The organism is Imperialibacter roseus (assembly GCF_032999765.1).
Classification (GTDB): domain Bacteria; phylum Bacteroidota; class Bacteroidia; order Cytophagales; family Cyclobacteriaceae; genus Imperialibacter; species Imperialibacter roseus.
This window is the reverse complement of record NZ_CP136051.1, coordinates 6456450-6471345: the sequence shown is the minus strand read 5'-3', so window position 1 is coordinate 6471345 and position 14896 is coordinate 6456450. Positions and strand designations below refer to the sequence as shown.

Genomic DNA, 14896 nt, shown 5'->3' with positions numbered 1-14896 from the left:
CGGGCTCCTTCACTTCAACCAGCTGCTTAGCATCCAAATGGTCTTTTCCTGCTTGGCCAGCAAGTCTGATATGAGGGAATTAGTGCCTTCATCATTCGCTTCGGCACTTTGATCCAGAATAGGCCTTTCCAAATTCACAAGCTCGATATACTGCTCAAGAATGCTCTCAACAGCTGTTCTTGCCTCGCTTACCTCAGTCACCTCCCTGATTTTGCTTTCCTTCAGATACTGGCTGATTGAGTGCAAAGGCGCACCGCCAATTGTGAGAATTCTTTCAGCAATTGCGTCTATGTCTTCTGCGGCGGCCGTGTAGTATTCCTCAAACTTTTCATGCAGCCCAAAGAATTTCTCTCCTTTGATGTTCCAGTGAAATCCCCGCAGGTTCTGATAAAATACCTGATAGCTGGCAAGCAAACTATTCAAAGCTTTGATTTCGCCCGCAGCCACATCTTCATCTATTCCTATGTAGTTCATGATACTATTGGTTTAAATTGTTATCCTTTTACAGTTAGATAACATTCAAAACCACACAATAGATCACTCGAATTGATTGTTATTATCAATCTGACTATAGGTATTTTCTATGACGATTAGTATGGGAGCCTATTAACTAAACGAAGCGCTTAGTGTAATTCGTTTAGGCTTTCTTGAATTTGATTTTATAGTCCTCAATAGCTTTTTCTACAATTTCCATGGCAACCACTCTATCCATAAAATCGTGCACCACCACGGTTTTGTGTTCGAGCTTCTTATAGTCTTCGAAAAAGTTTTGGATCTCGTTTTTGAAGTGATCAGGCAACTCACTGATATCATTGTAATGGTTCCAGCTCATATCGTGCTGAGCAACGGCAATGATTTTATCATCCGCCTCGCCCTGGTCGAGCATGCGCATCACGCCAATTACTTTGGCAGGCACTATGCAAAGAGGCACCACTTCGATTTGCGACAACACCAGAATATCCAGCGGATCTTTGTCGTCGCAGTAGGTTTGAGGGATGAATCCGTAGTTGGCGGGATAGTAAACAGAAGAATAGAGCACCCTGTCCAGCATGAGCAAGCCGCTGTCCTTATCGAGCTCATACTTGGCTCGGCTGTTTTTTGGTATCTCTATAATGCCATTAATAATTTCCGGTGCCTTTTGGCCAAGACTTACGTGGTGCCAGGGATTAAATCTATCCATAGTTATTGATTGATGTGTAAGTAAAGGTACGCATCTGCCAGCAGAATTCGCAGCGAACTCAGCTGCAAACCAGGCATAAATTCGGTGATTCTCCACCGTCGCTCACACTGTTTAAAACTCCCGGATCATCTGTAAAGCAACCTTCGCCTGTAACTTTTGTCCTTTTTAACAGTACCACCTTAAATCTACCGCCATGTTTCGCAACTACCTGGTTACGGCCCTTAGAAGTCTCTTGAGACAAAAGGCTTTCTCCTTTATCAACATCATCGGTCTGGCCATTGGCCTGGCCGCTTGCCTGCTAATTATTCAATACGCAAGATTCGAACTGAGCTATGAAAAATTTCTCCCAGGTTACCAAAACGTGTACCGGCTAAGGCTCGACAGATATAACAATGGGGAGCTCGGGTCGCAATGGGCAGCAGGTGCGTCAGCTATAGGCAAAGCATTGAAAGAAGAATTCCCCGAAGTGGTGAGCTACGCCAGGCTGAGCCACTGGGGCTTTACAGTAAAGATTGGCGACAAGGTTTTCAAAGAAGAAAACTCCTTCTTTGCGTCCGATGACTTCTTGAAGGTTTTTCCCTACAAGGTAGTCGCAGGAAGTGGAGAAAATGCATTAAAAGAGCCATTCACCGCCATAATCACTCAATCAACAGCCAGCAAATATTTTGGCGAAGAAGAAGCTGTTGGCAAGACAATTACCGTTAATAGTGGGCAAGGATTCAAGGTGACAGCAGTAATTGAGGATCAACCCCGCAATACCCACCTGAAGTTTGGTGTGCTTGTTTCTTTTGCTACTTACATTTCGTGGCAACCAGAGGTAGATGATGCCTGGTGGTGGGATGGCTTTCTCAACTATGTTAAGCTGGAAGAAGGAACAAGCGCTTCGGCCTTTGAGGCTAAAATCCCAACCCTCGTCGAGGCTAGAATTGGAGAAAGAAACAGAGAGGTCAACCATGAGATGATCTTCAGCCTGCAACCCCTGGCCGACATTCACCTTTACTCTCACCTGATGCATGAAACTGAGCAAGGTGGCGACGGTGACACGGTGTATGCGCTGCTGGGTATTGGCTTTTTTATTATCCTCATTGCCTGGATCAACTATGTTAACCTTGCAACGGCAAGGTCAATCAACCGGGCGAGGGAAGTAGGTGTAAGAAAGGTAATGGGCTCCTACAAAAGACAGCTTGTGGGTCAATTTATGCTGGAGTCCGCCCTCACTAATTTAGTGGCTGTTGCCATTGCATTGGTAATAGTGTTAGCCGCTACCCCCTACTTCAGTGAACTAACAGGCCAGCAAGTCTCCTATGCATTTTTAGCTGACGCCTACTTCTGGTTTGTGTTGCTTGCCTTCTTCGCTGGAGGCAGCATTTTGTCGGGTCTGTATCCGTCGTTTGTGCTTGCCAGATTCCAGCCAGCAAGCGTATTAAAAGGAAAAATGAGCACTTCCCCAAGAGGCATCTTACTAAGAAAGGGGCTCGTTATTTTACAAATGACAGCATCAGTGTTTCTAATGGCCGGCACTTTGATTGTAACAAAGCAGCTTGGCTTCATGAAAAGCCAGGATTTGGGTGTCGACATTGATCAAACACTGGTGATCAAAGGGCCCAATGTAACCGACTCTACATATACCGAACGCTTGACAGCATTCAAGAACACACTGCTCGCTCAAACCACTGTCAAAAGTATGACGGCGTCGAGTTCGGTGCCAGGTCGGCAGCCCAACTGGAACGCCGGAGGAATTCGCTTGGTAACGCAAGCTGACAGCGAGGCAAAACAATATAGAATTGTAGGGATGGATTACGATTTTATTGATGCCTACGGCCTTGAAATAGTAGCTGGCAGAAAGTTTTCCAAGGAATTTGGTACCGAAACCACCAATGTCATTTTCAATGAAACTGCCCTCAGGTGGATTGGTTTCGACGACCCGGAAGACTTGCTCGGAAACAAAATTGAATTCTGGGGAGACCAATACACCGTAATCGGCATTGCCAAAGATTATTACCAGCAGTCACTTAAAGAGAGCCACGAACCCCTTATTTTCCGGCTCATACCCGATGCCGGACAATTCTACTCTATCAAACTTAACACAGCCAATCTCCAGTCAAATATTGAAATGGTAAAAGAGGAGTACCTGTCTTCATTCCCTGGCAATGTCTTTGAATACTTTTTCCTCGATGATTACTTCAATCAACAATACGCCAGCGAGCAAACATTTGGCAAAGTAGTCGCCCTATTTTCAGGCCTATCCATTTTCGTTGCTTGCCTTGGGCTGATTGGACTTACCTCATTTTCGGCTAGCATGCGTACCAAAGAAATAGGCATAAGAAAGGTGCTGGGCGCATCGGAGCGGACAATCCTTGGCCTGCTAACCCGGGAGTTTCTACTGTTGATTGTAATTAGTTCTGTGCTGGCTATACCCCTTTCCTGGCTAGTTTACCAGGGCTGGCTGGACAACTTCGCCAACAGGATTGACCTTTCTCCCTGGCTATTGCTAGTCCCGGGCCTCGCCGTCGCAGCCGTTGCGCTACTTGCCTCAGCATCGCAAACCATTCGGGCAGCCAAGCTTGACCCTGCCAAGTCGCTAAGGCATGAGTAACAGCTAGCCAGAATTCTGTTGCAAGCAGCGCCAGGAAATTGATTTTGGAGGTGTTGTCGCTTTCATAATAGACCCACTCTCACTTTTTCCTTACAAAAGTGAAACATATTATCGCCGATTCGGTATATTACTTACAATACTGAATAAAATATGGAAAATCTAAGGTTGGGCAATTTTGAGGAGATCGTGCTACTACTTGTTGGGGTATTGTACAATGGTGCCTACTCCGTTGCCATTGTAGAAGAGTACAAGAAACAAACTGGCAAGAGCATCAATATAAGCGCCATCCACACGGTATTGTACCGGCTGGAAGAGAAGGGTTTCCTGGAGTCGAAACTAGGCGAGGCAGGTGACTTTAGAGGTGGCAAGCGCAAGAGACTGTTTTACCTTACTCCATATGCACGAAAGGCCCTGGAAGAAATTGCTTCGCTCCGGGAGCAACTGCGTAGTCAAATTCCAGCCATTTCCATACAATAGTTTCTCAGGCCATGAGTCACGAAAAACATTTCCCGCCACCACTAGCTCTGAAGTTTTTTCGCTGGTACTGCCGCAAAGACAGGCTGGAGGAGCTGGAGGGCGACCTGGAGGAAAGCTTTTATGCCATGCTGCATGCTGGCAAAGCGCCCGGGCTGGCCAAGCTGATCTATTGGTGGAACGTGATCAGGTGCTTTCGAAGCTATGCATTTAAACGTTCGGCCACTTATCGTTCAACAAATACCTATTCCATGCTAACCAACTACCTGAAAGTCATTCGCCGAAACTTCTCCAAGCAAAGAGCCCATGCCCTGCTTAATATCAGCGGCCTGGCTATTGGGTTTGCGGCCTTTATTCTAATTGCGATTTACCTGCATTTCGAAACAAGTTTTGAAAACTTTCACACAAAGTCGGGTCAGATCTACAGGCTTACAGTCCACTACACATCACCCAGCGGCTACGACACACACTTCGCCAGAGTAGATACCGACTGGATCAACGGAATTCCCGAAGAAATTCCTGAAGCAGAGAAGCTCATCCGCTTTCAGAACCATGAGCCCAAGTTTATTCGTATCGGAGAAGAAAAATTCAGGCAGGACAATGCTTTTGTAACAGACAAAGATGTCTTCGAAGTTTTCGATTTCCCTCTTACAAAAGGCGATGCAAAAACGGCCCTGGCCGAGCCGCTTTCCATCGTGATATCGGAAGCTGTTGCCGAAAAGTACTTTGCAAACGAAGACCCGATGGGCAAAGAAATATTCATCACTGGCTACTGGTCTACCGACGAAACCGTCTATAAGGTTACCGGCGTAATGAAAAACCTTCCCGCCAACACTCATCTTCCCATCGACATGTTGATTTCTTTTCGAAACGAAGCTGAAAGATCATGGTGGGCGTATACCTATGTATTGTTTCAGCAAGGCACCAACATGGAGTCTGTTCAGGAAAAGCTGGAAGCAATGGCTATCAAGATAAACGGAGACCAGGCACTTCAGGGCACAGAGTTTGTCTTTCAGCCTTTGAGCGACATCCACCTCCATTCAAATCTCGCCCGGGAAATAAAGCCCAACGGCTCCATTGCTTATGTTAAAATATTCTTGCTGGTAGCCATCCTCATTTTGGCCTTAGCTATCATCAACTTCATGAACCTGACCAGCGCCATGTCCATTGCCCGGTCAAAGGAAATTGGCGTGCGTAAAATACTTGGTGCCGGAAGTCAACAGATTGTGTTCTATTCTTTAACTGAATCGGTATTGTTCAGCACGGCTGCCGCAGGGCTTGGGTTGGCCCTGGCCTTTTTGGCTTTACCTGTTTTCAAGGAGCTAACAGGAACCGAGAACCTTTTGTCGTCTTTAGTACTCGTTGCCGTATTGTTCGGCCTGGCAGTAGTTACCGGGCTGCTTGGCGGTTTCTACCCGGCTTTTGTGCTTTCTTCTTTCAAGCCTGTGAACATTATCAAAACCAGCAAAGCCTTTTCGATCGGTAAAAAAACAGGACGGTTTAGTATAAAAAGAGTACTCATTAGCCTGCAGTTCGGCATATCTATTCTGCTCATCGCCAGCGCCATGATAGCCCGTCAGCAGTTCGTATTTCTGAACGAGAAAAACCTTGGTATGGAAAAAGACCAGGTAATTGCCCTGCCTGGCGTGCCGGATACCGTAAAAGACAAGTTCAAATTGTTCAAAGATAAGCTCGATGGGCAACCTGGCATCAAAGGAGTCAGCGCCTGTCTTGAAGTACCTTCCAGAGAAATACGGGATGGAGGAACAGTGACTGCGGAAGGTATTCAGGAAAACGTCGATGATGCCCCGTCGATGGATATTCAGGTAATCGATCACGACTTTATCGACGTAATGGGAATGGAGCTGCTGGCAGGCGAGCCGTTGCCGAAAAGCCTGGCCTACGAACCACTTCCTCAGCTAACCGGCGCCAACAACGATGTTGAAGAATACCTGCTAAGCAAAAGAAGGGCCTACATCCTCAACGAAACTGCCATGCATGCTATTGGTTGGCAAACCCCAGAAGAGGCTATTGGTAAAAATGTAGATTGGAACCAGGGCACCTATAAGCTTGCAAAAGGCCCCGTTGTAGGAGTGGTGAAAGATTTTCATCAGGAAACCCTGAAGAACAAAGTGGATCCTATCATTATGGTTTTTGAACCTTTATGGCTGCGCACGTTTTTGGTAAAACTTGAAACCAATGATGTAGCTTCAACAATGTCCGTTATAGAAGGTGCCTGGAATGAGCTTTTCCCAAAGTACCCTTTCGAATACCAGTTTCTTGATGACCTTTATAACAACCTCTATAAAAATGAAAGGCAGCAGCTCCAGTTGCTTTATCTGCTAAGCGGGCTGGCTATTACTATCGCCTTTATTGGGTTGTTTGGCTTGATTGCTTACTCGCTGAAAACAAGAATAAAAGAGATGGCTATCAGGAAGGTGATGGGAGCCAATTTTACCTCGCTTATCCGATTAATTGGCAAAGAATACCTGATGGTGATGCTTGCTGGCGCAGCGCTGGCCATTCCTTTGAGCTATTTCTGGGTAAGTAAGTGGCTGGAGAACTTCGCCTATAGGATTGATATCTCTGTGATAAGCTATTTGATGACTTTGGCGGGCATCTGTCTGCTGCTTATGGCCACGGTGGCCCTGCAAACTATAAAAACTGCTGCCAACAATCCGGCAGATACATTAAGAGAAGAGTAAAAAATGGACGGGAAATTGGGCAACCTCTACCAACCGAAGAACCTATCCACCTTTTCGCCAAAGGCTGCCCGGGCAATCGTAGCGACTGCCTTTATTTCCCTAGAAGCTTACTGAAGAGGTAAAAAAAGACCGGCCTTCTGCCGGTCTAATCAACCTACCAACCAATGTTCCTGCATTAGTTATTCACTTCAGGCTTATAGTTTTTGTACGCTGGGCCTTTAAGTCCCTTCGTGTTTTTTCCTTTTAATTCATCAAGCCTAACCACTACAAACTCCGACTTGTCAATATCCCAGGGCTTTTGATTTTTCGCCTCGGGTCCCTTGGGTTTGGGAGCTTTTCCTCTTACCAGCAAGGTGCTGCTTCCTTTATACTTTTCAGTCGGGCTGGCATTTTTATACGCCGGGCCTTTCAAAGACTTGCTTTGTGCATTGGCACTGAAACATATAGCCAGGCCAAGAATAAGGGTTGTTGTTGCTGCCTTTAACATAATTAGGGTGCGTTTAATGTTCATACAAATAAACGAACTAACGGCACCCCCGGCCTTCGCAAAAAATGGGTAATCGGATATGTGGAAAATACGTAATCAGATGTGGAAAATACGTAACGCTAAATGAGCTTACGGCGATAAGCAGCGTTGATCATCTCAGAAGCGTTAGCGGCACCGAGCTTTTTCATGATGCGTGACCGGTGTGTTTCTACTGTGCGAACACTAATGAACAGCTTGTCGGCTATTTCTTTGGTGATTTTGCCCTCGGCCACCATTTTCACAATCTCAATTTCCCTTTCGGAAAGTATAGGTGACGGGCTTCCCGGCCCGGACATATCCTCCAGCAGAAGCTCCGATATCTTATTCTTAAAGTGCCGCTTTCCGAGGTATACTCCACGTATAGCTTCCCGCAATTCACTTTCGCTTGTGTCTTTAAGCAAGTATCCCGACGCCCCCTTCTTGAGGCTCTCCTTTACGTACTGAAGCTCCTCATGCATGGTAAGCATGATACATTTTGTGTCAGGGTATTTTTCTCTTACCAGCGGGAGAATATCGAGCCCAGATTTGTCTGGCAGAGAAATGTCCAGCAGAATGATGTCCGCCCTGGTGGTTGTCAGCTGGTTCAGAAGAGCCTCACCAGTTTCTGCCTCACCAACAATTTCAACGCTTTCCTGCGCCTGCAACAAAGCCCTGAGACCATTCCGAAATAGCTGGTGATCGTCGGCAATTATGACTTTAATAGTACTCATGATATCGGTATTTCTATCTCTATGCCCGTTCCGGCTTTTCCTGACTCTATGTAAAAAACACCTCCCATTAATCTTATCCTCTCCTCAATATTTCTGAGTCCCAGACCGGTGAATCCATCTTTCTGCTCAACTTCAAAACCAATGCCATTATCCTTTATATACAACGCCAGGTGGTCATCGAAAACAGTAATTGAGAGTTGAATTTCGTCACATTGCGCATGCTTGATGGCATTGTTGATCGCCTCCTGCACCACACGGTAAATATATACTTGCTTGTCCTTCTCAAGTTTATAGTTGGAGTTCTCCAGCTCATTAAAAAATAGAACTTTGATCTGAGTACTGTCTTCAATGTCCGAAATAAGCTGTTCAAGGGCCTCGCTTAGTCCAAAATCACGAAGCACTGCCGGCATCAGGTTCCTTGCCAAGCTTCTGGTTTCCGAAATAGTTCTTTCAATCAAATCTCGCATGTCAGCATTTTCAACCAACAGGCCGCTCTTTTCCATTCTTAGCTTCAATGTGGTTAGCAATGCCCCAAGCCCATCGTGTAAATCCCTGGAAATCCTTTCCCGGTCCTTCTCCTGGGCTTCAATCAATACTCGCTTCGAGTTGAGCTCAAGCGCATTTTTTTCATTGTTTAGCGTAACCAGCTGATCCCGCATTTGGAGAATGGCTTTCCCCAATTCATCGTGGCTGCTCAGCATTACATAGGTGGACTCCATCTTGCCTTCACCAATATCGGAGGCGAATGATGCAATCTGCTTCAGAGAATGAATAAGCTTGTCCATTGACTGTGTGATCTGCTGCATTTCCAGCACAGGACCAGAAGGTCGGATGTCGGAAGGTAAGGTTCCAAGCGACAGTTGGTCAGCCACTCTTCGAAGTTGCACAATGGGGTTCGAAAGAATTTTACCAAGAAAAACAGAAATGGCTAACGACACCGCCATCAAAATCCCCACAACTATGACCATCTTCTCTCTAATTGAATAGATAGGCCTCATGAGCTCGTCGAGGTCAATTTCTGTTAAGAGGGCCATTTTTATCCCATAAAAATCAACGGGCCGAAAAGCTCCCATCACGCCCACATCTCTGTAGTCGGTGTAAATCGTGACGTCCTCTTTGCCGCCAATAGCCGACAACACACCGTGGCTCGGGCTGGAAATGTTAGTAGGGTACTCCTGAGGGTGAAAGAGAGAGGCCGACATAAGGCGATGCCGCTCATTAACTACGTACGACTCGCCTGTCACACCAAGCCCGGTACGCTCCAGTAGAATATCCTGGATGTCCTGCAAGCCAAAAACCAGGCGGACTTGCCTTTTCTCACTCGTGAAAAGAAAATTATAGTAGGTGGAGTCCGAGTCGAGGCTAGCTACAAACCGAACCTGATTAGGGTCAAATTCGTGCAAAACCTCTATTCGTTTTATTTCGGATATCGACTGTAAGTTTTCGACCAGGTCTGCCTCATTTACGCCATGTAGGTCGGCGTTTGACAAAATGTGATCCGCTTCTTGCTTCTTGTCCCGCAGGTGAAGCTCTATGAGCCGTCTTTTAAGAATATTAACGGCGTTTAATTTGTCTTTTGCTCTTAAAACAAGCTCCTCTTCAAGGCTCGAATAGGTAATATTGAACACCACCAGAATAAAAATGGTGCTGAAAACAAAGAGGCAAAGTGTGAGCCATATATTGAGTTTAAGCTTCAAGGCGGAATAACTTATTAGAAGTTAAACCGCCAAGATGCAACCTTTATTTAATAATGGAAAGAGAGAGTTTACACATTGCCGTGCATTACCAAGTCTTACTTTACCTCCAGGGCATATTGCATTTCCTCCCGTTCCACCAGGCAGTTCTCCTTTGGAATAGTCACCCTGAAGGCAGTGCCCTTGCCAAGTGTGCTAAACACCTTGATCGTGCCACCCATTCTCTCCACCTGAGTTTTTACCAGGAATAATCCCATTCCTTTTCCTTCAACGTGGCTATGAAAGCGCTTATAAAGCTTAAATAGCTTACCCTCAATCAGCTTCGTATCCATACCCAAGCCATTGTCCTTCACCCAAAGAACCAAATCATTTTTGGTCGTATAGGCAGTAACGTCAAGCTCCAATGGTCGCCTTGGGTTCCTGTATTTAAGCGCATTGGTGGTAAGATTATGAACCACAGAGTGAACGTACCCCCTGATTGCTTCAAGCTGAATAGAATCATCGACTTGCAAACTGATCTTAGCCCCAGACTCCTCGATTTGAAGTATGAACGATGAAAGCACTTGCTGAACCAGGTCTTTTAAGATAAACTTCTGCTTCGCTTGAGTAGACGATTCTCTTACCTGAAGAATGTCATTCAGATCGATAAGGATTGTGTCCAGTTGTTGTGCAGACTCGGTAAGATGCTTCAGTATCTTCAGGTTGTATTGATTGAAAGCCTGCGACCTATCAAATATTTGAGTCAGCCCAAGAATATTGACTACCGGAGCTCTCAGGTTGTGAGAAACAATTTGTGTAAATTCCTGCAGCTCCTTGTTCCGGGCAACAAGCTCATTGGTTAGGCCCAAGGCCTCGCTTTGCGCTTCTTTTCTTTCGCTTATATTTTTTATTATGGCGACGAAATAATGCTGGTTGTTGTTGCTCAAATCCCCGACAGGCGACACCGCCAAATTGATCCAAAACGATTCTCCATTCTTTTTGTAGGAAACCAAATCCTCCTGGATATAGCTTTCGCTGGTAATAGCATCAAACACTTTTGTCAATTTCCCGCTATCAGATTTTGGGCCCCTTAGCAAACTAATGGGATTCCTCTGCTCCACCTCTTCCGGACTAAATCCAGTCATTTTAGAGAATGCGTCATTGGAGTAGACAACCCTGTACATTGTGTCATTTTTTCCGCATGGCTTGTTTATAATCAAAACTGCTTCCGCAATGTTTTTAACAGCTGCCTCCAGAATCATACGCTGATTGTCTTGTTTCCTCCGTTCGGTATTATCTGTCTCGATTGAGATGAATCGCTCAAGTTTTCCTTTTGCATCAAAAATCGGAGTAATCTCAAGCGACACCCATATTTTCTCACCATTCTTTTTGTAGTAGACAACCTCTTCCCTAATGATTTGGTTTCCAGCAAGCTTCTCCTTAATCCTCCTGACAGCCTCACTATCGGTATCGGGCCCACTAACAACATCCGCAGGGTATTTACCGACTATTTCGGCAAGGGTAAATCCCGTCATCTTTTCATATGCTTCGTTCACCCATGCCACCCTCGCATTGGCATCTGTTATAACTACTCCGTTATGTGTTTTACTTGCCACCAAAGAGAGCTTTTGAAGCTCAGATTCGGCCAGTTTTCGCTGTGTAATATCAGTGTGTGTGCCCAAGGCTCTAACGGCTCTGCCATCACTATCCCTTTCCATCACCTTGCCCCTATTATGTATCCATATCCAACGGCCATCTTTATGTTGCATCCGGTATTCCAGATCAATCATATCAATTTCGCCTTTGAAGTGTTTTTTCATCAAATCCAGCGCTTCATCCCGATCATCCGGATGAAACAAATTCTGCCAGGCGACCTGAGACCTATCGGATTCTTTTGGAGGGTAACCTAACATTCCTTTTAACAGGTCGTTGTATTGAGCCTTCCAGGTTTTTACATCAAGATCCCAAATGCCCAGTTTGGCTCCATCCACCACCATCTGTAATTTTTCGTTGCTTTCCCGGAGCTTCTTTTCCTGAACAACTTTCCAGGTTATGTCCCGGCTTACACATGTTACTCCTTCAATTTTGCCGCTCTTTGGGCTCCTTAAAGGTTGAAATGAATTTTCATAGCTTGCATTGCCGATAGCCTCCGATATGCTATCCCGGAATGTAAAAGAAATCCCTCTTAATGCTTTATTATACAGCTCCCTCCATTTACTGTTGTCCTCAGCCATATCTATGGCTAGCACATCATCTCCGAGGCGGCAATCGTGCCCGGAAAATAGCTTTATGGAAGATCGGAATGCCTCATTGAAAAAAAGTAATTTGTATTCCACATTAACAGCCCAAACCATCTCAGGGCTGTTGTTCATTATATTCCAAGCATAGCTATCACGCTGGTGTTTAGTATATGACGCTTTAGTGATGTGCACGTACACGTAAATAGCGATCATTGCGCCTGTCAATAGCAGAAGTGAGGCTTGTGTATGCGTTAGTATATATTCAGAAACGAGAAAATCGTTGACCGATACCAACGCCAAGGCAATAAAAACAAACGCCAGAAGCGACTTCAAGGGGAGGTAAGTTCCCCTCAGCAAAACTTTTATTTTTTCCATAGCAAACAACTCATAATCCTTTCGTCATTTTGAAGGATTGCATCAATAAATAATTAATAATGTTGTGAGTAATGGAAGAGAGTGATGATACAAAGATCACTATTACAACGAATCAATTGCTATGGCCGATGTGTGATTTCGACCAAGCGGGGGCAGTGGGGGACATAGACGCCAAATCTTTAGACAACCGAAATTAAGGGTTGGGCAAAGAAGTAAAATACTATACCTTCTTGAAGCTTATGATGAACTCCGTTCCTTTGCCTACTTCACTTTTGATTTCCATAGAGCCCTCGTTGCTCGCAATGAATTGCTTGACCAGTAAAATACCAAGGCCAGTACCCGGCTCATTGCTGGTTCCGGGCTCGGTCAGTCTTTTGCTTACTTTATTTTGAATAAGATTTAGTTTTTTTTCGGTCATCCCAACACCATTGTCCACTATGTGTATCGAAGTCATTGAGCTGTTTTCCGAATAATGAATCCTCACTTCACCACCTCTTCTCGTGAATTTGATAGCGTTGCTCAATAAGTTTTGCACAATGATTTTAAGTTGGGAAACATCCGCCCGCAAAAAAATATCGGCTTGCGGCTGGTGAACCAGGCTTATATCTTTTTCCCCGGCCTGAAAACCATAAACAGCCACCAAATCCCGCACAACAGCAGTGGCATTGACTTCCTCAATAGTTGTTTGAATGCCAGAAAACTGCGCTCCTGCCCAAGTGAGCAGGTTGTTGAGCATGGTAGCTACATTATCAACTCGTTTACCGAGTTCGTCAAATACTGCGTAGTCTTTGAACGCTGTTCCAAACTTTCCCTTCATCAATTCTATCGTTGACTGCATCGAAGCTATCGGACTTCGCATGTCATGGCTTATAATGGAAAGTATCAGTGAATTAGTGCTATTCAATGCCTCAAGCCTTTCGTTTTGCCTTTCTATCTGCTCCTTTTGCCTGGCAATGTCATCATTTTGCTGCGTGAGTTTTATGTTGAGTCTCGTCTTTGTCTTGCTATTTCTCGATAAGAGAAAAGCAACGGCCATTGTGAATACCAGCACCACTGCAAAAATAATACTAGCCAAAAAGGTAACCCGAAGCTCTTTTTCCTGAATCTTGTTCGCCTGAGCAAGTTTTTGATTCTCCGCTTCATGGTATTTAACCATCAGCAAGTTTATTTCTTTTTCTTTCGCTTCGCTAAGAATTGAGTCACTTAACTGCTTGTATTTCTTATGTGTTTCGAAGGCGTTTTCAAAATCACCGCTTTGAGCATAAGCCTCTGCCAGCACCTCGTAGGCTCTTTGCTTGTCCCACATTGCCCCCACTCTCTCTGCATAGTCCAAAGCGGTACGTCCGTGGCTGATAGCCATAACGGGCTCGCCAAGCTTAATATAAGCCTCGGCCATACCGGCATGTGCAAATGTGCTCTCCCAATTACTTTGGTAGTAACCCGCATTAAGCACCTTTTTGTATTGCTCGATGGCATCCCTGTACCTGCCCTCGTGAAAATAAGTAAGCGCCAGGCGATTGTTTACCATGAGCTTGACCCTTTCATTTTTGTAAACATTGCAAACCCTGACAGAAGCATTGAGATAGTGGTAGGCGCTGTCAAACTGTCGCAACTCGTCGAAAGCGACGCCAAGGTTAAAATAATTATTCGCCAGGAGGGAGGAGTCAGTGCTGTTTTTACTGTACCAAATTGACTGCCTCTGATACTCAATCGTTCTGATCATGTCGTCCTTGCCGAGATACACCAAACTGATCCCGTTCAGGCTTAGTGCCATCCCCTTTCCATTGCCAATCTGCCGATGTAACACCAGAGCACTTGAGTGAGCATCGAGCGACAGATCGTAAACACCTCTGATGTAGTAGCAAACGCCCTTCTTGGTCAGGCTACTGGCGAGTCCACGTGTAAAATCCAAATCTCTGGAATAGTCCTCTGCCAAACTGCAATAGTAAAGCGCACTGTCAGTGTTGTCGTACTGATACGCTGTGGCGATATCAATTAGAAGATTAACGGTGGTTGTGTCCGGGTCCGTCGTTTTCCTTAGTTTCCAATCATTGAGAAGTGAGTCAAGGCTTGATTGCCCGGAAGAAAAATAGGAAGCAAAAAGCAGGAAAATCAGCACCAAACACCTCGGAATCATCATCTTGGAGAAGAGCAATTAGCAACAAAAACACCATAGCCTATGCATAATTATTTAAAAAAAAGGGTAATTCAAACTAAGTGTTAACCCTCTTTCTGCACTTGGCTATTTGGGATCAAGCGGAAAACCTGGGGGATTACCCTTTAAACCAAATATCCCAAGTGGTCATAGAAAAGCAAAAGGGCCAAGCCTATCCGACTGGAGAAGCCCGGCCGGGCGAGACGCATTGAACCAGTTTTGCTTTTTAATTTAACCACAAACGAAACATTCAATCCTCAGA

The 14896-nt window shown here is 45.2% G+C and carries 10 protein-coding genes; 3 read left to right on the top strand and 7 right to left on the bottom strand.

Annotated features, from left to right (window positions below):
* Positions 1–9: 9 nt before the first annotated feature.
* Both RT717_RS27290 and RT717_RS27285 read right to left on the bottom strand, forming a co-directional pair.
* Positions 10–474, bottom strand: coding sequence for a Dps family protein (locus tag RT717_RS27290; RefSeq protein ID WP_317489479.1), 465 nt, complete (start codon positions 472–474; stop codon positions 10–12).
* Between the two features lie 163 nt (positions 475–637).
* On the bottom strand, positions 638–1180 hold the full coding sequence (locus RT717_RS27285; protein ID WP_317489478.1) for an inorganic diphosphatase: 543 nt from the start codon (positions 1178–1180) through the stop codon (positions 638–640).
* A gap of 193 nt (positions 1181–1373) precedes the next feature.
* On the opposite strand from RT717_RS27285, the gene RT717_RS27280 reads away from it, so the two are divergent.
* From RT717_RS27280 to RT717_RS27270, 3 genes are all read left to right on the top strand, one after another.
* Positions 1374–3776: an ABC transporter permease gene (locus tag RT717_RS27280; RefSeq protein WP_317489477.1), complete on the top strand. Its 2403-nt coding sequence runs from the start codon at positions 1374–1376 to the stop codon at positions 3774–3776.
* 150 nt (positions 3777–3926) lie between these two features.
* Positions 3927–4253, top strand: coding sequence for a PadR family transcriptional regulator (locus tag RT717_RS27275; RefSeq protein WP_317489476.1), 327 nt, complete (start codon positions 3927–3929; stop codon positions 4251–4253).
* Between the two features lie 11 nt (positions 4254–4264).
* Complete coding sequence (locus tag RT717_RS27270) at positions 4265–6955, top strand: ABC transporter permease (RefSeq protein WP_317489475.1); 2691 nt, start codon at positions 4265–4267, stop codon at positions 6953–6955.
* 175 nt (positions 6956–7130) lie between these two features.
* Here the strand turns inward: RT717_RS27270 and RT717_RS27265 are convergent, their stop codons facing one another.
* From RT717_RS27265 to RT717_RS27245, 5 genes are all read right to left on the bottom strand, one after another.
* On the bottom strand, positions 7131–7442 hold the full coding sequence (locus RT717_RS27265) for a hypothetical protein (RefSeq protein ID WP_317489474.1): 312 nt from the start codon (positions 7440–7442) through the stop codon (positions 7131–7133).
* Positions 7443–7561: 119 nt separating this feature from the next.
* A complete protein-coding gene (locus RT717_RS27260; RefSeq protein ID WP_317489473.1) occupies positions 7562–8191 on the bottom strand; it encodes a response regulator transcription factor in 630 nt (209 codons plus the stop codon).
* Entirely contained in the window at positions 8188–9888 is a 1701-nt protein-coding gene (locus tag RT717_RS27255) for a sensor histidine kinase (RefSeq protein WP_317489472.1), read from the bottom strand. The genes RT717_RS27260 and RT717_RS27255 overlap by 4 nt, the downstream gene beginning before the upstream one ends.
* Before the next feature lie 95 nt (positions 9889–9983).
* Positions 9984–12479, bottom strand: coding sequence for a PAS domain-containing sensor histidine kinase (locus RT717_RS27250; protein WP_317489471.1), 2496 nt, complete (start codon positions 12477–12479; stop codon positions 9984–9986).
* Between the two features lie 220 nt (positions 12480–12699).
* The gene (locus RT717_RS27245; protein WP_317489470.1) at positions 12700–14619 is read right to left on the bottom strand and encodes a tetratricopeptide repeat-containing sensor histidine kinase; all 1920 of its coding nucleotides are present in this window, start codon (positions 14617–14619) and stop codon (positions 12700–12702) included.
* Between the last annotated feature and the right edge of the window lie 277 nt (positions 14620–14896).

Excerpts from the sequence above, each read along its gene's own strand:
- RT717_RS27285 (WP_317489478.1), bottom strand. The coding sequence starts at position 1,180 with ATGGATAGATTTAATCCCTGGCACCACGTAAGTCTTGGCCAAAAGGCA.
- RT717_RS27260 (WP_317489473.1), bottom strand. The coding sequence starts at position 8,191 with ATGAGTACTATTAAAGTCATAATTGCCGACGATCACCAGCTATTTCGG.
- RT717_RS27265 (WP_317489474.1), bottom strand. The coding sequence starts at position 7,442 with ATGTTAAAGGCAGCAACAACAACCCTTATTCTTGGCCTGGCTATATGT.
- RT717_RS27270 (WP_317489475.1), top strand. The coding sequence starts at position 4,265 with ATGAGTCACGAAAAACATTTCCCGCCACCACTAGCTCTGAAGTTTTTT.
- RT717_RS27250 (WP_317489471.1), bottom strand. The coding sequence starts at position 12,479 with ATGGAAAAAATAAAAGTTTTGCTGAGGGGAACTTACCTCCCCTTGAAG.
- RT717_RS27275 (WP_317489476.1), top strand. The coding sequence starts at position 3,927 with ATGGAAAATCTAAGGTTGGGCAATTTTGAGGAGATCGTGCTACTACTT.
- RT717_RS27280 (WP_317489477.1), top strand. The coding sequence starts at position 1,374 with ATGTTTCGCAACTACCTGGTTACGGCCCTTAGAAGTCTCTTGAGACAA.
- RT717_RS27245 (WP_317489470.1), bottom strand. The coding sequence starts at position 14,619 with ATGATGATTCCGAGGTGTTTGGTGCTGATTTTCCTGCTTTTTGCTTCC.
- RT717_RS27290 (WP_317489479.1), bottom strand. The coding sequence starts at position 474 with ATGAACTACATAGGAATAGATGAAGATGTGGCTGCGGGCGAAATCAAA.